The sequence below is a fragment of the Ruegeria sp. AF3 genome (genome assembly GCF_056536285.1).
Map to the genome: position 1 here is coordinate 57,682 of NZ_JBQFJM010000004.1, position 25,407 is coordinate 83,088.

General features: G+C 57.8%; 21 protein-coding genes and 1 pseudogene. 3 read left to right on the top strand and 19 right to left on the bottom strand.

Annotation, left to right across the window (positions count from 1 at the left end; genetic code table 11):
- Nucleotides 1–45 precede the first annotated feature (45 nt).
- The 13 genes and pseudogenes from mmsB to ACR3FC_RS21305 all read right to left on the bottom strand — a co-directional run bounded on the left by mmsB (nucleotide 46) and on the right by ACR3FC_RS21305 (nucleotide 13,218).
- Nucleotides 46–915, bottom strand: coding sequence for a 3-hydroxyisobutyrate dehydrogenase (gene mmsB / locus ACR3FC_RS21245; RefSeq protein WP_480478655.1), 870 nt, complete (start codon nucleotides 913–915; stop codon nucleotides 46–48).
- Nucleotides 915–2,474, bottom strand: coding sequence for an acyl-CoA synthetase (locus tag ACR3FC_RS21250; protein WP_480478476.1), 1,560 nt, complete (start codon nucleotides 2,472–2,474; stop codon nucleotides 915–917). Before ACR3FC_RS21250 ends, mmsB begins: the two co-directional genes overlap by 1 nt.
- A gap of 9 nt (nucleotides 2,475–2,483) precedes the next feature.
- The gene (locus tag ACR3FC_RS21255; protein WP_480478478.1) at nucleotides 2,484–3,500 is read right to left on the bottom strand and encodes a zinc-dependent alcohol dehydrogenase family protein; all 1,017 of its coding nucleotides are present in this window, start codon (nucleotides 3,498–3,500) and stop codon (nucleotides 2,484–2,486) included.
- A gap of 10 nt (nucleotides 3,501–3,510) precedes the next feature.
- Nucleotides 3,511–4,665 (bottom strand): acyl-CoA dehydrogenase family protein, encoded by a 1,155-nt coding sequence (locus ACR3FC_RS21260; RefSeq protein ID WP_480478480.1) that lies wholly within the window; start codon nucleotides 4,663–4,665, stop codon nucleotides 3,511–3,513.
- A complete protein-coding gene (locus tag ACR3FC_RS21265; RefSeq protein ID WP_480478482.1) occupies nucleotides 4,665–5,624 on the bottom strand; it encodes a branched-chain amino acid ABC transporter permease in 960 nt (319 codons plus the stop codon). The genes ACR3FC_RS21260 and ACR3FC_RS21265 overlap by 1 nt, the downstream gene beginning before the upstream one ends.
- Nucleotides 5,621–6,481, bottom strand: a complete 861-nt coding sequence (locus tag ACR3FC_RS21270; protein ID WP_480478484.1) for a branched-chain amino acid ABC transporter permease — start codon at nucleotides 6,479–6,481, stop codon at nucleotides 5,621–5,623. Before ACR3FC_RS21270 ends, ACR3FC_RS21265 begins: the two co-directional genes overlap by 4 nt.
- A 121-nt stretch (nucleotides 6,482–6,602) precedes the next feature.
- Nucleotides 6,603–7,823, bottom strand: a complete 1,221-nt coding sequence (locus tag ACR3FC_RS21275; RefSeq protein WP_480478486.1) for an ABC transporter substrate-binding protein — start codon at nucleotides 7,821–7,823, stop codon at nucleotides 6,603–6,605.
- A gap of 59 nt (nucleotides 7,824–7,882) precedes the next feature.
- Entirely contained in the window at nucleotides 7,883–8,584 is a 702-nt protein-coding gene (locus ACR3FC_RS21280; protein WP_480478488.1) for an ABC transporter ATP-binding protein, read from the bottom strand.
- Nucleotides 8,584–9,351, bottom strand: coding sequence for an ABC transporter ATP-binding protein (locus ACR3FC_RS21285; protein WP_480478490.1), 768 nt, complete (start codon nucleotides 9,349–9,351; stop codon nucleotides 8,584–8,586). Before ACR3FC_RS21285 ends, ACR3FC_RS21280 begins: the two co-directional genes overlap by 1 nt.
- A 358-nt stretch (nucleotides 9,352–9,709) precedes the next feature.
- Nucleotides 9,710–9,871, bottom strand: a pseudogene (pgk, locus tag ACR3FC_RS21290) (phosphoglycerate kinase); the annotation flags it as partial.
- Nucleotides 9,872–9,918: 47 nt separating this feature from the next.
- Nucleotides 9,919–10,629 (bottom strand): IS6 family transposase, encoded by a 711-nt coding sequence (locus tag ACR3FC_RS21295; protein ID WP_480478442.1) that lies wholly within the window; start codon nucleotides 10,627–10,629, stop codon nucleotides 9,919–9,921.
- A gap of 100 nt (nucleotides 10,630–10,729) precedes the next feature.
- Nucleotides 10,730–12,361, bottom strand: coding sequence for an arylsulfatase (locus ACR3FC_RS21300; protein WP_480478492.1), 1,632 nt, complete (start codon nucleotides 12,359–12,361; stop codon nucleotides 10,730–10,732).
- A 14-nt stretch (nucleotides 12,362–12,375) separates the two neighbouring features.
- A complete protein-coding gene (locus ACR3FC_RS21305; protein ID WP_480478494.1) occupies nucleotides 12,376–13,218 on the bottom strand; it encodes a TauD/TfdA dioxygenase family protein in 843 nt (280 codons plus the stop codon).
- Between the two features lie 90 nt (nucleotides 13,219–13,308).
- Between ACR3FC_RS21305 and ACR3FC_RS21310 the strand changes: the two genes are divergently transcribed.
- The gene (locus ACR3FC_RS21310) at nucleotides 13,309–14,247 is read left to right on the top strand and encodes a LysR family transcriptional regulator (RefSeq protein WP_480478496.1); all 939 of its coding nucleotides are present in this window, start codon (nucleotides 13,309–13,311) and stop codon (nucleotides 14,245–14,247) included.
- 363 nt (nucleotides 14,248–14,610) lie between these two features.
- Here the strand turns inward: ACR3FC_RS21310 and ACR3FC_RS21315 are convergent, their stop codons facing one another.
- Both ACR3FC_RS21315 and ACR3FC_RS21320 read right to left on the bottom strand, forming a co-directional pair.
- Complete coding sequence (locus ACR3FC_RS21315; RefSeq protein WP_480478498.1) at nucleotides 14,611–15,609, bottom strand: HupE/UreJ family protein; 999 nt, start codon at nucleotides 15,607–15,609, stop codon at nucleotides 14,611–14,613.
- The gene (locus ACR3FC_RS21320) at nucleotides 15,606–16,430 is read right to left on the bottom strand and encodes a peptidyl-prolyl cis-trans isomerase (protein WP_480478500.1); all 825 of its coding nucleotides are present in this window, start codon (nucleotides 16,428–16,430) and stop codon (nucleotides 15,606–15,608) included. Before ACR3FC_RS21320 ends, ACR3FC_RS21315 begins: the two co-directional genes overlap by 4 nt.
- Before the next feature lie 340 nt (nucleotides 16,431–16,770).
- On the opposite strand from ACR3FC_RS21320, the gene ACR3FC_RS21325 reads away from it, so the two are divergent.
- Both ACR3FC_RS21325 and ACR3FC_RS21330 read left to right on the top strand, forming a co-directional pair.
- On the top strand, nucleotides 16,771–18,726 hold the full coding sequence (locus ACR3FC_RS21325; protein ID WP_480478502.1) for a DUF3604 domain-containing protein: 1,956 nt from the start codon (nucleotides 16,771–16,773) through the stop codon (nucleotides 18,724–18,726).
- Nucleotides 18,727–18,744: 18 nt separating this feature from the next.
- Nucleotides 18,745–19,116 carry a hypothetical protein gene (locus ACR3FC_RS21330; protein ID WP_480478504.1) on the top strand — a complete coding sequence of 124 codons (372 nt, stop codon included), beginning with the start codon at nucleotides 18,745–18,747 and terminating at the stop codon, nucleotides 19,114–19,116.
- 350 nt (nucleotides 19,117–19,466) lie between these two features.
- On the opposite strand, the gene ACR3FC_RS21335 is transcribed toward ACR3FC_RS21330, so the two are convergent.
- From ACR3FC_RS21335 to ACR3FC_RS21350, 4 genes are all read right to left on the bottom strand, one after another.
- Entirely contained in the window at nucleotides 19,467–20,570 is a 1,104-nt protein-coding gene (locus tag ACR3FC_RS21335; RefSeq protein WP_480478506.1) for a DUF4172 domain-containing protein, read from the bottom strand.
- Nucleotides 20,571–20,724: 154 nt separating this feature from the next.
- Entirely contained in the window at nucleotides 20,725–21,780 is a 1,056-nt protein-coding gene (locus ACR3FC_RS21340; RefSeq protein WP_480478508.1) for a helix-turn-helix domain-containing protein, read from the bottom strand.
- Nucleotides 21,781–22,150: 370 nt separating this feature from the next.
- Nucleotides 22,151–22,861, bottom strand: a complete 711-nt coding sequence (locus tag ACR3FC_RS21345; protein WP_480478510.1) for an IS6 family transposase — start codon at nucleotides 22,859–22,861, stop codon at nucleotides 22,151–22,153.
- Between the two features lie 139 nt (nucleotides 22,862–23,000).
- A complete protein-coding gene (locus ACR3FC_RS21350; protein WP_480478512.1) occupies nucleotides 23,001–25,400 on the bottom strand; it encodes a trimethylamine N-oxide demethylase in 2,400 nt (799 codons plus the stop codon).
- Nucleotides 25,401–25,407: the final 7 nt, after the last annotated feature.

The window sequence follows — 25,407 nt, forward strand, 5'->3', positions numbered from 1 at the left end:
TTCAAGCGGATGCTGCATCGGCCCGGCACAGACCCGCGCCGCGCTTTATTGCCCGTAGGCCTCGAACTTGCGAACGATCGCGCTGAAATCCATGCTGCGCCCGTCCGCGTTTTCAACAAAGTCCTCGTAAAGTTGCAGGGCTTTGCGGCCCATCGGCGTTTCGGCCCCGGCACTCTCTGCCGCGTCCTGGCTGAGGCGCAGGTCCTTCAGCATCAGTTCCGCGGCGAATCCCGGCTTATAGCCGTTGTCGGCCGGCGATTTCGGTCCCACCCCCGGCGCCGGGCAATAGACGTTCATGGACCAGCTGTAACCGGACGAGGTGCTCACCACGTCAAAGAGGCTCTGCCGGTCCAGGCCCAGCCTGTCCGCCAGCACAATTGCCTCGCAGGTCGCAGCCATCGTCGCACCTAGGATCATGTTGTTGCACAGCTTGGCGGCCTGACCGGCACCGGCCTCTCCGCAATGGACCGATTTCTGCCCCATGACATCCAGCAGATCGCGCACTTTTGCATAGGCGGCCTCGGAGCCGCCCACCATGAAGGTGAGGGTTCCTTCGGTGGCGGCCTTCGTTCCGCCCGAGACAGGTGCATCGAGCACATCCACGCCCACCGGTGCCCCAAGCGCGGCCACCGATTTGGAGGTCTTCACGTCGATGGTCGAGCAATCCATCAGGACGGCCCCGGGTTTGATCAGCGGCAGGATGCGCCCGACCACATCGGAAACGACCGGCCCGCTCGGCAGCATCAGGATGACCACGTCTGCCCCGTCGGCAGCCTGACGCGCGTCGCTTGCCAGCGGCAGGTTTTCCGCCCGGCCTACAGCCGGGTCGAATCCGGTGAGGTCATAACCCGCGGCAGCAAGATTGGCCGCCATCGGCCCACCCATATTGCCAAGACCGATAAATCCGATCTTCATCATGGCGTCGCCTTTTCCGGGGTTTTGTTCCAGTATTCATCCCGCAACCGGCGCTTATAGAGTTTTCCCGTCGCCTCGCGCGGCAGTTTTTCGCGGAAATCCACGCTTCGGGGGCATTTGATGGCCGAAAGCCTGGAACGGCAATAGGCCATCAGTTCCTCGGCCAGCTCCGGCGATGGCTTGGTCCCGGCGATCAGCTGAACCACGGCTTTGACCTCTTCGCCGAAATCCTCGTTCGGCACGCCGATCACGGCCGCGTCTTCGACAGAGCCATGCGACAGCAGAACGTCCTCGGTTTCCTGCGGGTAGATGTTCACGCCACCCGAAATGATCACAAAGGATTTCCGGTCGGTGAGATAAAGGTATCCGTCCTCGTCGAGCCGGCCAATGTCGCCCAGGGTCGTCCACCCCAGCGCATTGCTGCATTTGGCGGTCTTCTCCGGGTCGTTGTGATACTCGAACTGATGGCCGTTCTCGAAATAAATCTCGCCTTCGGAACCGACCGGTAGCTCGTCGCCATTCTCATCGCAGATATGCAGAACGCCGAGTTTGGCGCGCCCGACGGACCCTTCATGGCCAAGCCATTCATGGGTGTTCAGCGCGGCAAAGCCGTTGTTTTCGGTACCCGCATAATATTCATGGATGATCGGCCCCCACCAGTCGATCATCCGATGCTTGACATCCACCGGACAGGGCGCGGCGGCATGCAGAGCCAACTTCATCGAGGAAAGGTTGAATGCCTCGCGCTCGGCCTGCGGCAATTTCAGAATTCGCACGAACATGGTCGGAACCCACTGGCTATGCGTGATCTTTTCCCGTTCGATGATCTGCAGGGAACGCAGCGCATCGAATTTGCCCATGATGAAGGCGCTGCCGCCCATCTTGATCGTCACCATCGTGTGCCGAAGGGGCGCTGCGTGATAAAGTGGCGCGGGACAGAGATAGCGCGTCTCGGCATCGTAGCCGAAAAGGCCGCTCAACAGGTCGATCAGCATTGACCGGCTGCCGACGGGGGTGCCGGTCAGCGGCCATTTGATCCCCTTTGGCCGCCCGGTCGTGCCCGAGGAATAGAGCATGTCCTGCCCCTGCACCTCGTTCTCGACCGGCGTGATCGGCTGCTCGGCCAGCGAGGCGAGCCAGTCGAGACAGTCCGCAACCGGCACTCCGACCGCGAATATCTGGCGATCTGCCGGAAGCGCCGCACGCAGCCGGGACAGCGAGTCGGCAAACCTGTCCGACCCGATCACGACCCGGGCGCTGCAATCGCCGACGATATAGCTGATCTCTTCGAAGGTGAGATGCGTGCTAACGGTGGTGTAATAGAGGCCCACTCTTTCAGCCGCGAAACAGATCTCCAGAAATTCCCGCCGGTTATCCATCACGATCACGATATGATCGCCCGTTTTCAACCCAGTCTTACGCAGCAGGTGTGCGCCCTGGTTGGCGCGTGCCTCCAACTCGCCAAAAGTCACCGTCTCGCCGGTGTCGCACATCCGATAGGCCAAACGGTCCGGCGCGGTGCTGGCATGACATCTTGTGTGATACGGTTCTACTTCCATAGCCATAATTCAAAACCCTATGAGTGTTTTGCCGACGTGGCCGCCCGAACGCAGGTGCTCCAGCGCGGGCTTCAGTTCTTCAAAGCCAAAGGTCTCACCCAGAACCGGGTGGACTTCGTGTTGCTCCATCGCTGACAACATCGCCTCAAACCCATCCCGGTGCCCGACGGTAACGCCTTGCAGCCGGACCTGCCGGGCCACGATCGGCCCCAGCGAAGCGTTCAGGTTCAGACCGGAGAGCACGCCGATCATCGAAATCGTGCCCCCCGGTCGAACCGCTCGAAGCGAAAGCGGAAGAGTAGTTTCGCCACCGAGTTCAATAATGTTGTCATAGCCACTGCGATCAGCCGTGATTCCCCGGCTGGCGCGGGCCCAATCTTCGGTCTCGCGATAGTTGATGGTTGCATCCGCGCCCATCTTCCGAACCAAATCCAGCTTGTCTTCGCTCGACGAAATGACGGTGACATGCGCACCGTGGATCTTGGCGAATGCTAGGGCGAACAGCGCGACCCCACCCGTTCCCTGGATCAGGATCTTGTCGCCGGCGCGGGTGCGGTTATGGGTCGAGATCGCGCTCCATGCGGTCAGCGCCGCGCAAGGCAGGGTCGCGGCCTCTGCATCGCTCAAGTAATCCGGCACCCGGACCACGCCCTGTTCCGACAGGCAAACGAAATCCGCCATCACTCCGTCAAGCGGCCCGCCAAGAGCCGACGAGAAACGCTCGGAGCTGGGCTCGCCGGCGGTCCAGTTCTGGAAATAGGTCGGGCAGACCCGATCCCCGGTCTTGACCCGGGTGACACCCTCGCCGGTTTCCACAACCTCTCCAACACCATCGGATATCGGGATCAGGGGCAGCTCGCCGGTGGCGCGGCCATAGCCCCTGACCGGCACGATCAGATCACGCGCATTCAGTGACGCCATTTTCATCGAGATCAGTACTTCGCCCGGGCCCGGCTTGGGCTGCGGCCGTTCCGCTAGCTGAAGATTATCAAAGCCCCATTCGCCCTGAATCTGGAATACACGCATGTTTCATCACCTATTTTGTATTGGGCTCGTGCCCGGCGCGGGCGCGAGTCAAATGTGCGACACGTTCGAGAAGCATTTCGGTCGATCCGTCGACCAATGCTGCGATTTGCACAGCAGCCAGATGTCGGGCGAAAACCCGCGCGGGATTAAGCCCCTCTGCTCCCATGGCGTGGAGCAGTTTGGGCAGATGGTCCTGAGCGTTGACTACCGCATGTATTTTCGCCTGCGCCGCCAGGAGCTGTGCGTCGCGATCTTCGACGATCGCCCGTACCGCCAGGGCAACCAGCGATCTGGAGGCCGCAAGATCCGTGACGCAACGCGCAAGATTCAGCCGCCAGGCCTGATGCCCTGAAAGCGGTGTGCCGAAACAATGCCGCTCTTCCCCATAGGCTCGTACCGCATCGAGAGCCGCCTGCATCATCCCGCAACACATTGCCGCAACATATGTCCGGGCGCCATTGATCTCGGACAGGATCGACTTGAACGCGGTGCCGGCCTCCAGCAACAGGTTTTCGTCGCCCAGCCTGTAGTCTTTCAGTCGAAAACCGCCCGTGCCCGTACTGGCCTGCGAAAACGACGAATCCAGCGGGAAACGCTCGGCCCCGTCACCATCAAGGTCCACGACAAAAGCCGCGATCCCGTTGCGGTCGCCGTGCTCACCGCATTGCGCGTAGACGATCGCCAGCGAGGCATGCCGCGCATTGGTGATCCAGACCTTTTCGCCGTTCAGCACCCAGCCTCCGGTCCCGCGTGCTGCGGTCATCCGGATCGCGGCGAAATCCGAACCGGCGCCGGGTTCCGTAAGCGCCGTACAGGCGCTGGCCTTGCCGGAAAGCAATAGCAGCAGCCAGCGGTCCTTGACGGCGCCATGCGCACATTGCGCCAGTTTGGCGGCCACATTATGGGTATTGATGACCGACATGGCAAAGCCGAAATCCGCAGCGGCGAGAATTTCACAAGCCTTTGCCTTTTGATTGAAAGAATATGCCATGCCGCCATCCTTGACGGACAGTTCTATGCGGGTCAGACCCAATTTGGCCGCTTGGCGGAGCAGAGATTTTCCAGGATGGTCACTCTGCGTCCATCTGCCCGCAGCCGGCGCGATCTGAGAGTCGGCAAACTCTTGAATACGCGCCAGCCAGTCATGTTCGGCCTGGCAGGGCATTATAACTTGCTCCGCTTCGACAACCGTGCCCACAGATCGGAGCTTACCCCAACAATGCCTCGTGGCATGAAGATCGTCGCCAGAACTAGGATCAGACCGTAGATGATCAGTCGGAAGCTGTCTGCAAACCGGAGGTATTCCGGCAGGAAGACCACGATGAAGGCGCCGATAACAGGCCCTGCGATTGTCCCAGATCCCCCCATGATGACGGCCAGGATGGCATCTAGGGATTGCGCCACGCCGAAAATCTCGGGGTTGATAAAGCTCTGATAATGCGCATAGAGCGCCCCTGCGAGCCCCGCGAACATGGCGCTCGCGACAAAGGCGAAGAGTTTGTATTTCCACGTCGGAATGCCGATCGCACCGACCAGATTCTCGTTTTGCCGGACAGCGACCAGAACCTGCCCGATGCGCGAGTGCACGATACGGGCGGCGATGATTATCATCAGAACCGCGACCGCGAGAACGAAGTAGTAGTAAACCAGCCGATCTTCGAAATCGAGCAGCGAATTCTCGCCGCCTGGTTTGGGTATGCCGGTCAGGCCCGCTTCACCGTTGGTCAGGTGGGTGAAGTTCATCAGAACGATGAAGATCACCATATTGAAGGCAAGCGTCACGATCGCGAAATAGTGCCCCTTGACCCGCAGGCTCGGGTATCCGGTTGCCAGCGCGAAGACCGCTGTCACAAATGGCGCAAGCAGGATGGTTAGCCAGACAGGCATGTTGAAATTTGTGCCCATCAGCGCCGTGCTATAGGCACCGATGCCCATGAACCCGGCCTGAACGATCGAAACATATCCGGTATAGCCCTGGATCAGGTTTTGACCCTGCGCCATGATGACCCAGACCAGCGCCAAAATGCTGAGATGCAGGTAGTATTTGACGGTGATAAGCTGCGGCAGCGCGATGAAGAAAACCAGGGCTGCGGCATAGCCAATGTGCTTTGGTGAGATGTTCATGACGGTTTTCCCATTAGGCCTTGCGGGCGCACCAGAAGAACGACGATCATCACGACGAAGGCGATGACATCCTTATAGGCGGACGAGATGAAGCCAGCGGCGAGTGACTCGGTGATGCCGAGGACGATCCCGCCGATAACCGCACCGGGAAAGGACCCCAGACCGCCGAGGATCAGCACCGCGAAGCCTTTCACCACCAGCCCTTCGCCAATGCCCGGCGCGATGGCGAAAAGCGATCCGACCATGACCCCGGCGGCGACACCAAGCGCGGTGGAGATCGCGAAGACGACCAGGGGAATGGTGTTGACATTGACGCCCATCAGGATCGCGGCGTCTCGATTTTCCGCTACCGCCCTGATCGCTTGACCGGTTTTCGTGCGTTCAACAAAAACCGCCATGGCGCCAACCAGAACAGCCGCCGACAGAATGACGTAAAGCCGCAGTTCCGGGACCGTCACACCCCCGATGTTGAAGACCCTGCTGGCGGCGGTCGGAATGACGATCTGCTCGGCCCCGAAAAGCTGCAGATTGATTCCCTCGACCATCATGGTCAGGCCAAGGGCGACAATGAAAGCGTTTATATGGTTCGCATTTCGCACCGGTCTATAGGCCAGGAATTCGATCACCACACCCAGGGCAAGACCCACGGCGACGGCGATCAGTATTGCGCCAAACAGCGGAACGCCCTGCGATGTGACCAGGAAGAAGGTCAGGTATCCGCCAAACATGGATACCGATCCATGCGCAAAATGGGCGATACCAAGAATTCCGAACACGGTGGTCAGGCCAAGAGCGATCAGAACGTAGACCCCACCTATGGCTATGCCGTTTAAGACTTGCTGCAGTATTTCGATCATGTCACATGCTCTCGTTGTGCGAGGATCCGATGCCCCGCGGAGAAGACCGTTGCGATGCTGGTCAGTTTACGAAGATGGGTGGGAGGGCTGGCAGGCTAGCCCGCCAGCCCAACCCCCGTCTTTAGTCGATTGTGCTTAGGTAAGCCGAATAGGCCGCTGCGTCGGACGGAAGGTCTTCAACGAAAATCCAGTTTCCGCCCTGCCACTGGAACGCACCATTGGACGTATAGGCCTGGCCATTCGGGTCAAACATCTTACCGTCGACGGGCAGATACTGCATGACAACCTCGTCGGGCACGGCCAGTTCGCGCAGGGCGGCGGCCACAGCTGCGGTGTCCTCAACGGTTCCGGCCGCTTCCAGCGCGTCTTTCAATGCATAGGTTTGGTCATACGCATATGGCGAGCTGGGCGACGGAGAAATGCCGAACTTGGCGCTGAAGTTTTCGTGGTAGGCAATACCGTTTTCGGTTGCCGACAGCAATGTCAGTTCGGTCGGGCGTAGGTCCCAGACCCCTTCCATCTGTTCGGATGTGGCGACGCGCAGGAACTGCTCTTCGCTACCGCTCGTGAAGCCGTAACGTGGAACGTCAATACCTAGTTCGACAGCCTGACGATAGACGAAGGCAGCCGGTTCTACATAACCGACAACCAAGATCGCATCCGGTTCCAGGCCGCGGATTTTGGTCAACTGAGGGGTCATGTCCCGATCTTTGAGCGCAAAGAGTTCATGGGTGATGACCTCGCCCCCAGCAGCGGTCAGCTCATGCTCAAATGCCTCGACGTAGCTTGCGTAGAAACCGACTTCCAAAGCGCCCAGAACGGCAACGCGCTTGTGACCCTTGGCCGCAACAAAACGTCCTGCGGCTGCACCGGTATAATCCGCCGGCGGGCGTGTGCGCACCAAGTTCGGAATTTCGCGGGTTGTGATGGAACGCTCGGCCGCATTGCCAACCAGCATCACAGCATCCTCATTCTGGATGAAGGATGCAACCGCACCAGTCGCGCCAGAGCAGCAGAAGCCCAGTATGTATTTTACACCATCCCGGTCCAGAAGTTTGCGAACCGAGTTCGACGCTTCGGTCGGGTTGGCCTTGTCATCATAGGCGATCACGTTCAGCATGTATGTGTCGTCACCCACCTTGACGCCACCGCTGGCATTGATCTCTTCTGCGGCCAGTTCAACGGCCTGCGCCTGCGGCAGGCCATAGACGGCCGCGCCACCGGTCAAGGCGTCGCTGACACCGATGTCCAAGGTTTTCTCACCCGCCTGAACGGCCGCACTCGACAGCGCAAGGCCCAACGCGGTAAAGACCGTGGCTGTTCTGAAATTTCCAATAGTCATCTACATTTCCTCCTGCGTAGATCTTGGTGCCGGGGGTCTCCCCCGGAAAACTCCCGGCTTTAATGGCCCAGATAGGCCTTTGCGACTTCGGGATGGGATTGCAGTTCCTCTCCCGTTCCCTCCAAGACAATTTCTCCTGCTTCGAACAGATAGGCCCGGTCAGCCAGCCTGAGCGCCATCAGCGAGTTTTGCTCAACCAGAAGAATTGTCATCCCTGTCTTCTTGATGCGGTCGATGGTCTCGCCGACCTCGGCCACGATCTTTGGCGCAAGACCCAGAGACGGCTCATCAAAAATGCACAGCCTGGGACGCGCCATCAGAGCCCGGCCGATCGCAAGCATCTCCTGTTCGCCACCGGACAAGGTTCCCGCCGCCTGCGTCGCGCGCTGACGAAGGATCGGAAACATGTCCATCATCTCTTCAACATCGCTGGCCTGCTCGGAATCGCTGCGCGCATAGGCACCCATGCGCAGATTCTTCAGGACGTTCATCTGCGGGAAAACCTGCCGCCCTTCGGGGCACATGGTTATTCCGGCGCGGACGATCGAATGTCCGCTCTGATTGGTGATGTCCTTGCCGTCAAAGCTGATCTTGCCGCTCCGGGCCTGTACTAGGCCGCAGATCGCCTTCAAGGTCGAGGACTTGCCCGCGCCATTCGCACCGATCAGCGCGACGCACTCGCCCTCCTTGACGTCAAGGTTGATGCCGTGGACCACTTCAATCGGCCCGTAGCTTACCCGTAAATCCCGTACTTCGAGCATTAAACTGATTCCCCCAAATAAGCGTCGATAACCGCCTGGTTGCTGCGGATCTCCGCCGGTGTGCCATCAGCGATCTTGGAACCGAAATTGAGAACCACAATCCGGTCGCAAACCTCCATGATGAGCGCCATGTGATGCTCGATCACCAGCACGGCAACACCGCGCGCGCGGATCGATTTGATCAGCTCGCTCAAGGTCTTGCGCTCATGCGACACAAGCCCTGCCGCAGGTTCGTCAAGCAGGATGATCTTTGGCTCAGAGGCCAGCGCCGTGGCGACCATCAGAAACCGTTGCTGGCCGGACGAAATGGTTCCGATGGGTTCATCCGCAACCTCAAGCAGGCCGGTGATCTCAAGAATATCCTGCACCCGCATTTCGACCGTTTCGCGTTCGCCCTCATGGCCGCCAACACCGAAGACCGACGACAATGGCGACGACTTCAGCGTCGATTCGCATCCCAGCGTGATCTGCTGACGAACCGTGAACTCGGGAAAGATGCTCGCCGTCTGAAAGGTCCGCGCCAACCCAAGCTCAACACGCTCATATTCCGGAAGATGCTGAATATGCGCTCCGGCAAGAAAAATCTCTCCGGATGTTACCGGAAAGATCCCGGCCAGCGAGTTAACGGTCGTTGATTTGCCCGAACCGTTAGGGCCGATCAATCCCATCACCTCGCCAGGTTCCACCTTGAACGAAAGGTCCTTTATGGCGTGAACACCGCCAAAAGACTTGCAAAGCCCTTCCACACGTAAAACTGCTGTAGTCATGAGGTGCTCCACCCAAATTTCCACCCATTCCGACAGATAATACTTGATGGGAAATTCTGTGGGAAACGCAAAGAACCCGCTGACTCACCAAAATTTTAGATACCATCGGCGAGCCGTCATGAGCACAGCACACGGCCATACCTCTTTTTCGTCAGGCGAAAGCCACATGATATGGCCGCGACAGGTGCCTCACCATATCGAAAATATCGCTATCGTTTTGTATTTGTGCGCGATGCGGATCCGGGCGGCATGCCTCGGCCTCAGGCTTAATCGCGCGTGTCGGTCCACGCAGCCCTAGTGCTTGTATTCCAAGGAAAACCGCTGTCCGGGGACCGGATTTCCGGTATAGCAGTTTCGATCAGCGAACCGCCGCGAGTCCCGGAAGATCCTTCCCTTCCAGCCATTCCAGAAATGCGCCACCCGCTGTCGAGCAAAAGGTGAACTGGTCGGCCATCCCGCATTGGTCGAGCAGCGCCAGGGTATCTCCGCCCCCCGCAACAACGAGCGTCCCTGCTTGGGATTGCCAACTTATTCTGCACTGATTGCAAAAGTCTGATGCGGGTACGATCACGCGGTCATGTCAAGTGCGTAGCTCCGCCACTGATCGAAGGCATCTGATCTGGCGTGGCGGTAAGAGATGGCGGTAAGACGGTAGCGGCGGGGACGGAAGATCGTGTTGATCTGGTCATAGGCGGAGAGGAAGCGCTGCGCCTGCCTGCCCGACTTGAACCGGCCCATAAGCTTCTCTCGCTTCCGGGTTGGTCGGTGCGAGCCCTCAATACGATTATTCAGGCCCTTGTGAGCCCGGTGATCTGCGTCAGGAGCCAGCTGACGGATCGGCTTGATGTAACTGCGTAATTTGTCTGTGACGATAACGCGGGGCTGGCCAAACCGGGCGGTCAACTGTTTCAGAAACCGCTTGGCCGCCTTGGCGTTTCGCCTTGGTTGGACCAGAATGTCGAGCACATCGCCGTTCCCGTCCACGGCCCGCCATAACCACATCTTGACGCCGTTGATCGGGACGACGACTTCATCGAGGTGCCATTTGTCTGCCGCTGCGGGCCGGTCACGCTTGATACAATGTGCGAAATGCCGACCAAACCGGTTGACCCATTTGCGTATGGTCTCACGGCTGACCATCACATTCCGCTCGGCGAGCAGATCTTCAACATCAGCGGCACTGAGTGCGAACCGATGGTATGCCCAAACGGCGTAGGCGACGACTTCACGGGGAAAACGGTAGCCCTTCAGGCGTGGCATCTCAGCTGGTATATTCATGGAGACCGGCTAAACAGCCTCAGGTGCGACTGCAAGTTGGCAATCCCGGACAAACCCGTCCTTTACCAGGGGACCCTCAGTGGACGCTTAGCCATCAGTTTCAGCCATTTGGAGTTTCCATCTTCCACGCGGCCAGAAGTTTCGGCAGCGCTTCGTTCCAGTCCAGGACTCCGGAGGTGTCAGCCCAGGCCTGGTACTGGCGGATAAGGTCTTTCTCAAGCGCAGGGCTGCGGCCTGCAAGATTGGTCAGTTCGGTGCGGTCGGCCTCGATGTCGTAAAGCTCCCAATGGTAATCATGCAGGCGCACGAGTTTGAACTGACCGAGGCGGATCGCCGCGTTTCCTTCGTGCTCCCAGAAGATCGGCTGTTCGCGCTGCCAGTCCTTGCCCTGAAAGAGGCTCAGCAGCGACTCTCCCTGCAACGGTTGGATTTCATGGCCACCCAACTCGCTCTGATAGGCGGCACCGGTGGCCTCCAGGATGGTTGGCAGGATATCAACCACATGGCAGGCCGCATGGGCGGCACCACGCGGCCTGAATCCATCTGGCCAATGGGCAACCAGCGGGGTCGAGATGCCGCCTTCATGCACATAATGTTTGTACAGCCGAAACGGTGCGTTGGAGACATTGGCCCAAGGCTTGTCATAACTTTGAAAGGTCTGGGCATCGCCGGGGCGCAAACCTGTCACATTGCCCATCGTGATCTGCCTGCCATCATGCGTTTTGTCCGGGTAGAACTTCGCCCAGCCGTCCTCGGCCATGAATTCGGCGCAGCCGCCGTTGTCGGAGAGGAAGAGGATCAGCGTGTTGTCGAATTGCCTGAGCCGCTTCAGGGCCGAAATCAGTTTGCCAATCGACTGGTCCATGCGGTCCACCATTGCCGCATATGTGGCCATCTTGCTGACCTCCCAATCCTTGTTTGCCTCATGCTCCCAGCCATGCACCGTGCTGTCACGCGGGGAGATGTCCCAGCCGCGCTGGAACACGCCTTGACCGTTCATGGTTTCGTGGCGTGCGGTGCGGATTTGGTCCCAGCCCTTGGCATAGACGCCGTCATATTTCGCGATGTCCTCGGGGTGTGCATGCAGCGGCCAGTGCGGCGCGGTATGGGCGAGGTAGAGAAAGAAGGGTTTCTCTTCCGCTACCGCGCCTTCGATCATGCCAATGGCCTTATGGGTGATGGCTTCGGTGAAGTAGAAATCGTCCGGGAAGGTTTCGACACGGGCATCATCCTCCAGCATGTAGTGCGGCGAAAAGAAATGCGTGGCCCCGTCCATGATCCCGTAGAAGCGGTCAAAGCCACGCTGTCGCGGGGTCGGGTGCTCGACATCGCCGACCCGCCAGCTGTCCACCTCGCGGGCTTCGAAATCACCGGCCACATGCCACTTTCCGGACATCAGCGTGCCATAGCCGCTGGCGCGCAGGTGTTCGGCAATGGTGGCGCTGTCGTTGCGCAGGAAGCCCTGATAGGCGGCCGTGCCAAGATTGGCGCCCATATGGCCGACGCCAGCATTGTGCGGATAAAGCCCGGTAAGGAGCGAGGCGCGAGTGGGGCAACAACGGGCGCAGTTGTACATCGCAGACAGCATCACGCCGCCCCGCGCGAGGGCATCGATGTTGGGGGTTTGGATTTCAGACCCGGTGCAGCCGAGATCGGCAAACCCCATGTCGTCCGCGAGGATCAGAATGACATTGGGTCGGCTGGCGTTGGACTGCGGGTTACGGTCGGTCATACCGGTGCTTTCAATTAGGCTAAGGCTGCGACGACGGGCGCAAGCGGAACGCCCTCGACAGTGACACGGTGCATCAGGCGCCGGTAGCCGTGATAGTCGTTGATCGCCTTGTGCCAGGTGGCGCGGTTGTCCCACATCGTGATGTCACCGGCCTGCCAGCGCACCCGGCATTGAAACTCGGGTTGCTGGCAATGGGCATAAAGCATGGCCAGAAGCGCCGCGGATTCGTCTGGGGTCAGCCCTTCTATACAGGTTGTGAAAACCGGGTTCACAAAAAGGCCGCGCCGTCCGCTCAATGGATGGGTGATGACAACCGGATGCCGCGCGTCCTGCGTGGCGGCCTCTGCGTTGCCCAGGCGGCCCGATTTCACCGCCTCGCTGTCCATCGCGGAGGCGCCGAACACATGGCGCGAGGAGTGCACAGCCGTCAGACTGTCGAGAAAGCGTCGCATCGGCGCAGAGAGCGCCTCATAGGCGGCACCCATGGAGACAAACAGCGTGTCGCCGCCATAGGGCGGCACCTCGATTGCGTGCAGAATGGAGCCCATCGCCGGTTCCTGATCGTAGGAATGGTCTGTATGCCATCCCTCACCAACCGCTTCGGTCTGGTCCCTCTCCTTCAGCACCGTGGCGATTTCCGGATGGCCCTCAACCGGCTTGAAGAACCGGTTCACGTTTATCGGCCCAAAACGGCGGGCGAATGCCAGGTGATCCTCAGGACCGACGTTCTGGCCCCGCAGCACGATCACCGAGTATTTGGCAAAAGCGCGCTGGATCGCATCAAAATCTGCGCCGCGACGGATATCCACCCCAAGGATTTCCGCACCCAATCCGCCCGTCAGAGGTATTATTTCCATACCGGCCTCCAATCTGTCCTGACCGGAGCATAGAGATTGCCTCAAGGTCAGAAAAACTGATTTAATCGTCCGCAAAGATAGGTATTTCCGATGTTTCGCTTCACCCTTCGCCAACTCACCTACCTGTCGGAAACAGCGAGACAGGGCGGGATCGCACAGGCGGCGCGGCAACTGAATGTCTCTGCCGCCGCCATCGCGTCGGCACTGGATAAGCTGGAGGCCGCCACCGGCGTGACCCTGTTCGACCGGTTTCCTGCGCAAGGCATGCGGCTGACCCGCGCGGGCGAGGACTTTGTCGCACAGGCAGACGCGCTGCTGGTTCACGCATCTGGGCTGGATCGGCGGGCCACAGATCTTGCGTCAGGCCGGGCGGGCAGGATCCACATTGGCACCCATCATGCATTAGCGCAGCGGATCGTCCTGCCCGCAGTAATTGCTTTTCGCGAAAACCACCCCGGCGTCCGAATTGAAGTGAAAGAGGCAGACTATCCGGCTTTGGTAGAGGCGCTGGATGCGGGCGAGGTGGATGCGCTGGTGATCTTTGACCAAGGGCTCGACAAGCGGCGGCACCATGCAGAAGTTCTTTTGGAACTTCCCCCTCAGGTCTTGTTGTCAGCGACACACCCCTTGGCAGCCAAAAGCCGGATCAGCCTGTCCGAACTGAACAATCTGCCCTACATTGCGGTTTCACCTGCCGGCCCTGGCCCCAGCTACCTGCAACTTCTACAGGCCGCGGGCATTCACCCAGAAGTGCCGTTCCAGTCCCAATCGCGTGAACTTGTCCAGGCTTATGTCGGCAAGGGGTTCGGGTTCACACTTGTGGGTTTTCCCCCCAAACAGAACCGCACAATAGAAGGCGACCCTATCGTTGCGCGGCCGCTCAAGGAAGAAATTGGCCATTACAGGGTGGTGATTGCCCGCTCGCACCAAGCCTTGCAGACGGCGCTGATGGAGCGGTTCCTAGAGATCTGCAGGTCGCCCGCCACGATTTCCGGCCTCGCAGGATTCCAAGGATCTGCAATCCTGTGACGCTGACGTCCGTCATTAATTCTACACCCGTCGTCGTGGCTCTCTGCCGAACTCAGAAAAGGTGCAACATCGGTCCTATGCGAGCCACTAAGCATGATCGAAGACGGCCCAATCCGGACATTGGCTAGATCGAGCGTCGCCGCAGGGCAGATTCCCAGACCTGCCGTTCGTGCATCGCGCAGCATTTCCGATAGGGCAATGACGGCAGAGCGGGGCAAAGTTGCCAGATGCGAATGCAGCGAAATTGGAACACCGGTTGAGGCACGATCTAAGGAGTCCTCGCCGCACTGCAGCTGCGATTCCCAGAGAGCGGTCATTCAGAGCGCATCAGTGGCTACGTTGGTCGCTGCATTCGAATCTTGTTTAAAATCCCGCAATCCGTTCAATCACCCAAAAGGCGGCTAGACTACCAACGCAGTAACTTGTCACGTGTTCAAGCTGGACCGCTCGCTCTTTTACTGCCGGATAGAGAAGCCGGGCCGCGAACCCAATGGTCAGTACCACAACGATAAACAGGATCTGACCAAGCTCTACCCCGACGTTGAAAGCAAACAGGGCCAGTGGAATGTCCCCTTCAGGCAAGCCGATCTCCCTCAGTGCCCCGGCGAACCCCAGACCATGTATCAAGCCGAATGCGAAAGCGACGATCCAGGGGAAACGCACGGCCAACGGGTCACGGTTCTCCGGTGAAAGCGATAGCTCATGGGCGAGGAACACGATTGAAAGCGCAATCACGGCCTCGACAGGTGGAGGAGGGAGGTTCAGCCAGCCGAGAGTGGCCGAAGCCAACGTGATGCTGTGCGCAACGGTGAACGCCGTGATCGCCCAGAACAACCGACTGCGATCGCGTATCAGCAGCACAAGCGCGAAGACAAAAAGCAGGTGATCAAGGCCTTCGAGGATGTGTGTCACTCCGAGCGCGACATAGCTCGAAAGGATGTCAAGAACCCCAGGATCCTCAGGTACAGTGAATGCGGTTTCGGTCCATGTCAGGCGACGCACCTGCGTCTGTCCGGGTTCCAATTCGTACCGCACTAAGGTTTCCGTTCTGGTCTGCTCCAGCCCGACGATCTCGATCACACCGCCCTCAAGGCCTCCTGGACAGGTGGTTACCCATGCGGTTGTCCAGGCACGTCCATCAAAGGACGGTGACGGAGGCGGCTCATGTGAACAGTTCCCTGGCAGGCGAGCCTCTATGGGCATCATTCGACCGTTCACGTCAGGTGCGCGCCAGGTCACGCGCCAGCGCTCTTGCCCCATGGACGCGAGATCGAGATACCCTGGATCAAGCGCGTGGGCCGGCGCGTATCCCGGCAGACAGATGGCGGAAATGGCGAGCAGAAGTAACAGCAGCCGTTTCATCTGTTCAACACCTCTTCGGCGTTGGGCAAGATAATGGTGTAGCGATCCAGCAGCGCTTGACCGAAGCTTTCGCGCATCTTCTTTGTCTCAGCGGCGAGCCATTCGGCCTTTACGCGGTCGCGGATTTCGGACAGCGGTGGCAGCACGGCGTCCATTCTCTCGATTACCCGCACGAGATGCAGGCCATAGCCGCTCTCGACCGGACCCTGCCATTTTCCGACCGGCAGGTCCGCCAGCGCCTCGTGGAACCCCTCTCCAAATGTGTGGTCGATCACCGGCGAAGGCGTTATCGGAAAGGACTGTGGCAGTAGAGTAGCCGGTCCCAGCGTCGCCGGGTCGGCACCGTTCTCCAGCAGCGCCAGAAGTTCTAAGGTATCCCGATCTCCGGGCACAACGATCTGTTCCAGAGCCATTCGAGCGGTTTGCGTGAACCGTTCCGGGTTTTGGTCCAGATACGTCTGAAGCATGGCCTCATCTGGTTCCACCATCGCGGCGCCGGATTCTGCGAGGAACTTCATCTTCTGGTTCAATCGCTGGCGTATGACCACGTCGCCTTGATCAAGTCCGAGGATCAGCGCCTCGCGGACATAGGCCTCTTCCAGCGCCCACGATTGCATCAAGTTCTCCAACTCCCGGATCGTGGGGGGGCGGTTCCAGGTGGCAATGAAGTTCTGCACCAGTCGGTTTGCCTCGCTCTCGGTCAAGCTGATCATATCGGGGCTGAGCGCAACTGGCTCATCCTCGATCGCCGCGTATGCGGCAAAGATCAGGGCACCAAGCGCGAAGAAATGGACAAGCGGGGAAAGAAGAAGCGTGCGCATGCGTATCATCAGGCCTTCGGGTATCAGTCGCCACAAGGGGGTAAGCTCTACGGTCGGCGATGTGATTGCAAGCTATTACACAAAACCCAAGTAATCTTGAGGCATATACAATCGCCAACCTCGCGACGCTTGCCGCCGGATTCCATGCATTCTACGATGAGCAAGGGTATCGTGGCACGGAAGCTTTGACACCAAACAGGCGCCCTTAATCAGGCCAGATTGCCCGCGCCAAATCTCTATACCAAGCACGACGTCCGTTTGATCTCGGTCATAGCTACTGTTCGACCAAACCGCTAAAATATGGTTTTATGCTAAAACAGAAGCGTTGGGAGGAGAAGACATGGAACAGCAGAGACACGCCGCCGTAAAAAACGCGATTGCCTTGCTCGCAACGACTGTCCTCACTACGGCAATGCCAGCCCATGCGCAGGAATGGACCCCAGCTTCGGAACAGCTCGCCGATACCTATCCAGCGCCGGCCTATTCACCCTATGCTGGTCGAACTTTCCCGGAACGGCCACTTTGGGGAGAGACGCATCTTCATACGGGACAATCCATGGACGCCGGAGGTTTCGGTGCGCGCCTTGACCATGAGGATGCTTATCGTTTTGCGCGCGGAGAAGAGATCATCGCGTCCTCTGGCCAGCCTGTTCGCCTGTCGCGCCCATTAGACTGGCTGGTTATTGCAGATCACTCGGACGGTATGGGCATGATCTTCGACGCTCTTGCAGGCAATCCGTCGGTTACGCGCTATGAACAGGGCAAACGTTGGTCCGACGGGTTCCGCGCGGGCGGACAGACAGCAGTGGATACAGCGCTTGACCTGATCGGAAGCGTTTCTCAGGGCGCCATCGAAGAGGAAATGTTCAACAATTACATGCCCGGCTCGCGAAGGTTCGCAACGATTTGGTCGGACAACCTCAAGACCGCCGAGCGCTTCTACGAGCCCGGCATCTTTACCCCAATGCTCGGGTTCGAATGGACTTCGCTCGTCGCGGGCAACAACATGCACCGCAACGTGATTTTCCGCGATGGGCCGGACCGCGTTGGGCAAGTTGTTCCCATGGTGATGACGCCGCCCTGGGGCAGTCCCGATCCCATGGATCTCTATGCCTATCTCGAGGCCTACGAGGAGAAGACCAACGGCGCGGTGCTGGCACTTGCACACAACGGCAACCTGTCCAACGGCGTAATGTTTCCGATCGACATCCGGTTCGACGGCTCGCCTGTGACTCAAGAGTACGTTGAAGCCCGGGCCAAATGGGAACCGCTCTATGAGATCACTCAGATCAAGGGCGACGGCGAGGCACACCCGTTTCTCAGCCCGAATGACGAGTTTGCCGACTATTACAATTGGGATGTCGGCAACCTCGATCTATCCGAAGCCAAGACCGAGGATATGCTGGCGCGAGAATATGCCCGCGAAGCGCTGAAGAGCGGGCTGGCGCTGGAAGCTGAGTTCGGGACAAATCCTTACAAGTTTGGGTTCAGCGGCGCGACAGACAGTCATACCGGTCTTGTGACCGCCGAAGAAGAGAATTTCTTTGGCAAGCACACCGGGTACGAGCCGTCCGCAGAGCGGATGCAGCATCCTTTCATGAAGAATGAAAACGGTGAGCTGTTCGCTTGGCAGATGGTCGCTGCCGGTCTCACGGCGGTCTGGGCCGAGGAGAATACCCGCGAAAGCATCTTCGACGCCATGGCGCGCAAGGAAGTCTACGCCACGACCGGCCCTAGAATATCGGTTCGTTTCTTCGGTGGCTGGGACTTTGACGAGGCCGATATCGCATCTCGTATTCCGTCAACCGTAGGGTATTCGAAAGGCGTGCCCATGGGCGCTGATCTGTCCGCTGCGCCTGATGGGGCCGAGGCGCCGACATTCATGGTGGCCGCGCTACGGGATCCGATTGGCGCCAACCTCGACCGCATCCAGGTCGTGAAGGGCTGGCTCAACGAGGACGGCACGACCAGCGAGGCGGTCTACGACGTCGCCTGGTCCGACGGGCGCGTCCCCGGCTCGGATGGCATGGTGCCCGCGGTAGGCGATACGGTGAATGTGGCAACGGCGAGCTGGGCCAACTCGATCGGGGCATCCGAGCTTGCGACCGTCTGGACCGACCCGGACTTCGATCCCGCCCGCCCGGCCTTCTACTACGCCCGGGTATTGGAGATCCCCACACCGCCTTGGTATGTCTACGATGCCTATCGCTACGGGATCGAGATTCCTGAAGGCGCACCGACATCACAGCAGGAGCGTGCTTACACATCTCCCATCTGGTACACGCCAGCAGGCTGACGGGCAGTGGAATTTGGGATGACAGTAAGCCTCGACCGTCCGTTCAATGGTGCGGTCGAGAAGGTAATTGCCACGCTCGCTGTAGAAGGCTTCGGGGTCATTTCGCGCATCGACCTCGACAAGGCTTTTTGTGGAGAAGCTTTGGGAGGTCTTTCACAGCTATTCAATTCTTGGGGCAAGCAACCTGAAACTTGCATTTCGGGCAGTGAACGCCGGGGCCAATGTGGTTTTCTCTTGCCCTTCAACGTTACGGTCGAGGAAGTTGAGGCCGGGTCAATCGTCAGAAAAGTGGATGCCGGTCAAATGACGAACGTGGGAGTTCTGGCCAAAACACCGGAAGTATCGGAGTTCGCGACTTGTCCCAGTGAAAGCCTGAATGGCGTCGCCTGAAGATTGTGCGACGAGTACCAGCGCCACGTCGGTGTTAGACAATAGATCACTGAGCAGACCTCCGTTGGAGATGGATGGATAGCCAGTAATGCATGCCGCGACCAATTCGAGCGTCCGCTTTCATCGCTGCGGGACAACGATGGGCTATGATTGGATTTTCCGTCCGGCCTGCTGCAGCAGAAAAACTTGTGATTTCGGTCCGGCCGGATTGGGCTCGGAGCGGGCTTGCAGCGATGCAGAGCCGAGCTCGGAATCGGCACCTTTTGAACGTCGGCTTTGATCAAAGCCCAGGCTGGCTCGGGACTGCGGCGAATGTCCGGAGACCGCCGTTCGTGCCGTACTTCAGCCCCCTACCCGTCCAGCTTTAGCCAATAGCGTGTGTACCGAAGTTCACCGGTTCGGGTCAAAGCCCCCTTCTCTACCAGGTCCTGCAGATCCCGCGTCGCTGTGGCGCGGGACGTTCCCGTGATCGAGATATAGTTCTCGGCGCTCAATCCGCCTTTGAACCCATCCGGCCCAGCCTTGAACAACCGGGCGATTACCTTGCCTTGGCGGGCGTTAAACTGATCGCGATGCCGGTCATAGAAGTGCGTCTTGGATATGAAGAACCCAACCCGCTCAAGAGTCACCTGCTGCGCTGTAAGTACGGTCTCTGCAAACCAGATAAGCCATGGTGTGACGTCCAGCGTTTTTTGATGGCGTTCAAGCTGATCATAATATGCCTTCCGCTCTCGCTCGATGGTGAAAGCAAGGGCAATCAGGCTTGGCTGACCAATATTTTGCGCCAGGGACTTTTCAGCCAGCGCCCTACCCAACCGGCCATTGCCGTCCTCAAAGGGGTGAATGCTCTCGAAATACAGATGGCTCAAACCGGCCCGGATCAGTGCGCGCAATGGTTCGGGACTATCCGGTGCGGTCCGGTTGAACCAGGTTACGAACTGGTCCATTTCAGCCGGAACCTGATGTGAAGGTGGCGCTTCGAAATGCACCGTTGGGCGGTCGAGCCTGCCTGAGACGATTTGCATCGCATCCTCATGGCTTCGGTATGCTCCAATCCTTTCCAGATGCCTGTCATGGGACAGAAGCATGTCATGCCACCGAAACAGAGTGTCGTGTGACAGTGGTTCCGAATAATTGGAATAAACATCCACCATCATTTCAGAAACGCCCTGCTCGCGCGGTTTGGATGGATAGCTGTCGGGAGCCAGTCCAAGATGCCGACGCAAGGAAGATTGCACGCTGAGACGATCCAGCATCTCACCTTCGATCGCGCTGGTTTTCATCGCTTCTTCGCTTAGCAGGTCGATACGCAATTGATCTCGATCCGATGTGTTCACATGATGAACAGCTCCAAGAACTTCCCCTGAGGACAACAGGAACTGTTGCTCGTATGGTTCGAGTCTTGCGGCATCGTAACGAAAGGTCGGCCAATCAGGGTACTGCCAGTTCCACATCGTGAGGTATAAGCCTCCTTTCTATAACTCACTACTTATGGATATGTGATTTATAGAGGTCAATCCTATAGCTCACCTTTTTCAAACTTTTCGATCCGATCATCGATTGGACGTGTAATCTGAAAACGGTGAAACTTGTCTTGTTTCCTGAAATTTACGTGGCATTGGAGGACCGCGAGAGCATTGCCTTTGGGGACAGTTCTCCCTTTTGGATTTTAGCCAGCAATGAAATCAGGTAAGCCCCTGGAGATTGTATGTTTTCAGCACGTTGGAAGATGTATCCGAGAACGATGAAGCGAATAGCTGGGCGAAACGTTGATTTCATTGCATACCAGGTTTGGCCAAGCCGCAGGTACTCGGCGATATCATCCATAAGCCGATCACAGTGGTGCTGATCTTTAGCAAAGCGTAGTTCTGAGCATAGCCGTGGAAAACTGCGCTCCATTTGATCTGGAGAAACCTGAATCTGAGAAAGTTTTTCTTTCTTAACTTTCGGATTCAAAGAGTTCTCTTTGTGCCCCTCAATTTCACTGTTACTGGCCCTCAAATTTTCTGCATCAGTTTGTGTTATCTCGGAGATTTCCACAGAGATTTCTGCCAACAGCTCGCTGAGTATATTCGCATCTGGTTTGCGACGCAGAGCATTGCGTACAGTGGTCATCAAATCAGAGATCGCGGTGTCATTTGCTACAAGTTCTCTAAGGCGCGCCAGAGCGGCGGAAACCTTGTCACGGAGTACAGTGAACTCGAGAACGCGATCAGCATGCCTCTGGGCTTCCTGGATGAACTCTGCATGCCTTTCAGACAAAGGCATCAAGGAGAGCCCAGTTGCGGTGACCACCCTGCCCTGTCGATCCCGGCGCGCCCATCGCTTGCCGTTTGCGCTCATGATGCGACGAATAAGTCCAAGCTCAACCAGCGTCGAGATATGACGCTCAACAGTCTGCACGCTGACATGAGTTCGTTTGGCGATTGCCGCGTTGGACGCGAAACAGATGTGATGATCATCTTGGTCCACTGTAATCTGATCACCGCCCACAAAGGAAATCATCGCTCTCAGGACATTGAGAGTTGTAGATTTTAAGCCAAGAGGTTCTCTGGCCTCTTCAACCGCGCGAAGAAGTATCCATTTTTTGGGCGTACAACTCCCCTGCCCTGCCGTTCCCGACAAGGTTGCTCCATTTGGAGCCAATGCTGTTAGTGTTTTCATGATTATCTATCGGCAGACAAAAATTACCCGTTCGCTCAAGAGCGTTTTTTCTTGTGTGGCGATTCGGGTGCTGCTAGATTCTAGGTGTCTAATCTAAGAATTGCGCTTTGCGCAGCAGCCCTCGAAGCTCCGGTTTCGGGGGTTTTGTTTGTTTGCCTTCCTCCTTTCTGCTCGTCCTCAGTTCTTTTTCTCGGCGTTTACAGCTGTAAACTCAGCGTGTGAGCGCTTGATAATTTCAGCCATGTTTTTGTCCAACCAGCCAGCGAAGCCAGCGTTGGCTCCGGTCCTTTTGACCGAAACAGTTAGTGATCTGTTGGTGGGGTATTGCCAAGTTGTTTGAGGATGCATGAAAAGTGATTTTGTTCCGCGCTCAGGCTGTCATTTCTGCGGTGTATTCATCCCAGAGTGTGAATGCATCAGCCCGTGCGTGGCGGTATGAGATGGCGGTGAGTTGGTATCGGCGGGGGCGGAAGATTAAGTTGATCTGCTCATGCACAGACAGAAACCTCTGGGCTTGCGGATGTGATTTGAACCGCCCAAACATTTTTTCTCGCTTCCGTGTCGGCCTGTGCAACACTTCGATTGCGTTATTCAGGCCTTTGTGGGCGCGATGGTCGGCGTCCGGAGCCAACTTATTGATCGGCTTGATGTAGCTGCGCAACTTGTCAGTGATTACGACCCTCGGTTCACCAAATTGGGCCACCAGCCTTTGAAAGAACCGCTTTGCAGCCCTTGCGTTCCGACGTGTTTGTACGAGAATGTCGAGGACATCACCATTTGCGTCGATGGCGCGCCATAGCCAGTGTTTTCTGCCACGGATCGAAATCACGACTTCGTCCATGTGCCACTTGTCGTTTGGCCGCGGACGATCTCGTCGGATGCAGTCTGCGAAATGCTGCCAAAACCGATTGACCCATAGCCGGATCGCTTCCCGGCTTACAATCACGCCCCGCGCTGCCAACAGGTCCTCAACATCCGCCGTGCTCAGTGCAAAGCGGTGGTACGCCCAGACTGCATAAGCAATGATCTCACGAGGATAGCGGAACCCTTTTAGGCGTGGCATATTGGTCGGATTGTTCATGACCCGCGGATAGCCCGGTCAAGACAGACGAACAACTTGGCAATACCCATCAGGAGGTTAGCAATATGGCGGCCTAACCCACCGGCACAAAAGCGGGTTTCCGAACAACCCCAATCTTTGCAACGGAACCATCAAATTATCATTCTGCTGCGTCCGGAAAACTATTTTCGAGGTAGACACCTTTCACGCGCTCTTTGGTTGGATCAAAATGCGGGAACGGAACGATTCTCGCCTTTAAACGCTTTTGCTGCCCATCCAGTTGACCAATTTCTATGTCGCGACCCACGATCGCATGAGTTGACGAAACACGACCTAAGGCGATGATCATTCCTAAGATGGGTGATTTCATCGCGCTGGTGATTTCGCCGACCTGTGCCTTTCCGATGCGCACACAATCGCCCGGTGAAGGAACGGTTCCACCTTCTACTTCAAACCCGACAAGTTTGCGATGAGGGTGGGCCTTCCGTTCCTCAATTGCGGTGCGTCCGATAAAATCATCGGTTTTTGACTTCAACGGGACCGTAAAGCCGATGCCAGCCTCGAACGGATCGGTTTGATCGTCGAATTCGGATCCGGCAAAGATCAGGCCGCCTTCGATCCGCAACATATCGAGCGCGGCAAGGCCAAGCGGGGCAATTCCATAGTTCTGACCAACGTCCCAGACACGGTCGAATATCTCGACGGCGTCTTTGGGATGGCAGAAAATTTCGTACCCTAGTTCGCCGGAATATCCGGTCCGGGAAATCACGACCGAAGTTCCGCGCATATCTCCGACCCGGGCCACTGTAAGCCGGAACCAGGGTAGCTCTTCAATGGTCGGCTGCTGGGGGGGGGTCCAGAAGATCTGCGAGAGGATGTCGCGACTGTGCCGCCCTTGAACCGCGATGTTGTGCAGCTGATCCGTCGAATTGCGCACCCAGACATTCAAGTTGCGTTTTTGCGCTTGTTCCTGAAGCCACAATCCACTGGTGTCATTCCCTCCGATCCAGCGGAAGTTTGTCTCACCCAGACGATAGACGGTGCCATCGTCAATCATCCCGCCGTGCTCATAACACATTGCGGTATAGACGACCTGACCGACGCTTAGCTTTTTCATGTTGCGGGTCACGCATAGCTGCATCAGCTCTTCTGCATCGGGTCCGACGACCTCGTATTTTCGCAGCGGGCTCAGGTCCATGACGGCAACCTTGTCCCGACAGGCCCAGTATTCGGCAATCGCGCCATGATTGGTCATCGTGTTCGGCAGCCAATAGCCGTTATACTCGACGAAATCCCGGGTGTGCCGCGCAAAGCAGTCGTGAAATGCAGTTTTTTTGGTTTCTTCCACATCCGCCTCCGCAGATTTTCTATAGCCGTAGGATCGTTGAAAATCCTCGGTCGCCTTGTACGTTCGCACCTGAATATCGGTCGGGTTCCATCCGTTTGCCGGATCGATGTCGCAGGGACATGCCGTGCTGATGCAAACCAGATCCGTCAGCGCGCGCAGCAACACGAAGTCACCCGGTCGCGACCAGGGATCGTCCATGCCAATGGCATTGGCGTCATCCAGCATCGTGTTAAAAAAGAAGTTGATCGCAGGCCAGCCGCCGCGCGGCTTGATGCCATACTGGTCCAGATCTTTGTTAATATTGTCCGAACAGTTTACGTGACCGGGATAACCAAGGTCTTCGTAGTACCGCGCCGTACAAGCAAGGCCAAACGTGTCATGACGACCGCAAGTGTCCTGCACGATTTCGATCAAGGGCTCCTGATCGACGGACCAGTATTTCGAAAATATCCCCGGTTGCGGGTACAGGCTGCCCATCAGGCTGCGGGTTGTCGTCGGATCGATTTCGCGCTCAATCCCCTGATCCAGCGCCCGGCGGCTGAAGGCCTGAAAATCCGAACATTCGCGCCCGCGAATGTCCAGAATCTGGATGAATTCTCCGGCTTTGACCTCATAAGATATGGCGTTTCCCGGTTGAATGTTGATGTCCCTGAGAGGGTCGGCCAAGGGCTCAGGCGCGCCAACACCCGGCTTTTCCAGACCCGGCGCGGAACGCTGAATATAGAGGATGATATCCGTTGGAGGGTTGTTGTTCTCCGGGCGCATCGCCTCGCCGGGCGCGGCGACAATCAGAAGACCATCGCTTTCCGCCACGAAATGCATCATGTCGCCGGGGCGCGAGCCTTCGGCAAAAGCGCGTATTGCGTCTCCCTGCCCGATGTCAAACCCCGCAACCTCGAGCGCGCGCAAAACCTTCCGGCCTGAGGCGGAACCGTTAGCCAGCGTTGCGATTACCCCGTCGGGACGCCCGTGTCCCCGCGCGCCAAGCATCGCCGCGTCCGAGCTTCGGTCGGGGGCAAAAAATACCATCTCCGCGGGCTGCATCCCGTCGCGATCCAGCAATGTGATCGTGTCCCCTTTGAACACCGGAACGGCGCGCGATCCCATTGCGGGAACCGGATGGCGTTCTGTGCCATGCGGCAGGATGGGCAGACCAGGAGCCAGCACCCCGCTGCGTTCGAACGGTACCTCAAACAAGGGTTTTACGTTCATCTGAACA

Bases quoted from the DNA above. Each gene is read 5' to 3' on its own strand.
- mmsB (WP_480478655.1), bottom strand. From the start codon at position 915: ATGAAGATCGGATTTATCGGTCTTGGCAATATGGGTGGGCCGATGGCG.
- ACR3FC_RS21250 (WP_480478476.1), bottom strand. From the start codon at position 2,474: ATGGAAGTAGAACCGTATCACACAAGATGTCATGCCAGCACCGCGCCG.
- ACR3FC_RS21255 (WP_480478478.1), bottom strand. From the start codon at position 3,500: ATGCGTGTATTCCAGATTCAGGGCGAATGGGGCTTTGATAATCTTCAG.
- ACR3FC_RS21260 (WP_480478480.1), bottom strand. From the start codon at position 4,665: ATGCCCTGCCAGGCCGAACATGACTGGCTGGCGCGTATTCAAGAGTTT.
- ACR3FC_RS21265 (WP_480478482.1), bottom strand. From the start codon at position 5,624: ATGAACATCTCACCAAAGCACATTGGCTATGCCGCAGCCCTGGTTTTC.
- ACR3FC_RS21270 (WP_480478484.1), bottom strand. From the start codon at position 6,481: ATGATCGAAATACTGCAGCAAGTCTTAAACGGCATAGCCATAGGTGGG.
- ACR3FC_RS21275 (WP_480478486.1), bottom strand. From the start codon at position 7,823: ATGACTATTGGAAATTTCAGAACAGCCACGGTCTTTACCGCGTTGGGC.
- ACR3FC_RS21280 (WP_480478488.1), bottom strand. From the start codon at position 8,584: ATGCTCGAAGTACGGGATTTACGGGTAAGCTACGGGCCGATTGAAGTG.
- ACR3FC_RS21285 (WP_480478490.1), bottom strand. From the start codon at position 9,351: ATGACTACAGCAGTTTTACGTGTGGAAGGGCTTTGCAAGTCTTTTGGC.
- ACR3FC_RS21295 (WP_480478442.1), bottom strand. From the start codon at position 10,629: ATGAATATACCAGCTGAGATGCCACGCCTGAAGGGCTACCGTTTTCCC.
- ACR3FC_RS21300 (WP_480478492.1), bottom strand. From the start codon at position 12,361: ATGACCGACCGTAACCCGCAGTCCAACGCCAGCCGACCCAATGTCATT.
- ACR3FC_RS21305 (WP_480478494.1), bottom strand. From the start codon at position 13,218: ATGGAAATAATACCTCTGACGGGCGGATTGGGTGCGGAAATCCTTGGG.
- ACR3FC_RS21310 (WP_480478496.1), top strand. From the start codon at position 13,309: ATGTTTCGCTTCACCCTTCGCCAACTCACCTACCTGTCGGAAACAGCG.
- ACR3FC_RS21315 (WP_480478498.1), bottom strand. From the start codon at position 15,609: ATGAAACGGCTGCTGTTACTTCTGCTCGCCATTTCCGCCATCTGTCTG.
- ACR3FC_RS21320 (WP_480478500.1), bottom strand. From the start codon at position 16,430: ATGCGCACGCTTCTTCTTTCCCCGCTTGTCCATTTCTTCGCGCTTGGT.
- ACR3FC_RS21325 (WP_480478502.1), top strand. From the start codon at position 16,771: ATGGAACAGCAGAGACACGCCGCCGTAAAAAACGCGATTGCCTTGCTC.
- ACR3FC_RS21330 (WP_480478504.1), top strand. From the start codon at position 18,745: ATGACAGTAAGCCTCGACCGTCCGTTCAATGGTGCGGTCGAGAAGGTA.
- ACR3FC_RS21335 (WP_480478506.1), bottom strand. From the start codon at position 20,570: ATGTGGAACTGGCAGTACCCTGATTGGCCGACCTTTCGTTACGATGCC.
- ACR3FC_RS21340 (WP_480478508.1), bottom strand. From the start codon at position 21,780: ATGAAAACACTAACAGCATTGGCTCCAAATGGAGCAACCTTGTCGGGA.
- ACR3FC_RS21345 (WP_480478510.1), bottom strand. From the start codon at position 22,861: ATGAACAATCCGACCAATATGCCACGCCTAAAAGGGTTCCGCTATCCT.
- ACR3FC_RS21350 (WP_480478512.1), bottom strand. From the start codon at position 25,400: ATGAACGTAAAACCCTTGTTTGAGGTACCGTTCGAACGCAGCGGGGTG.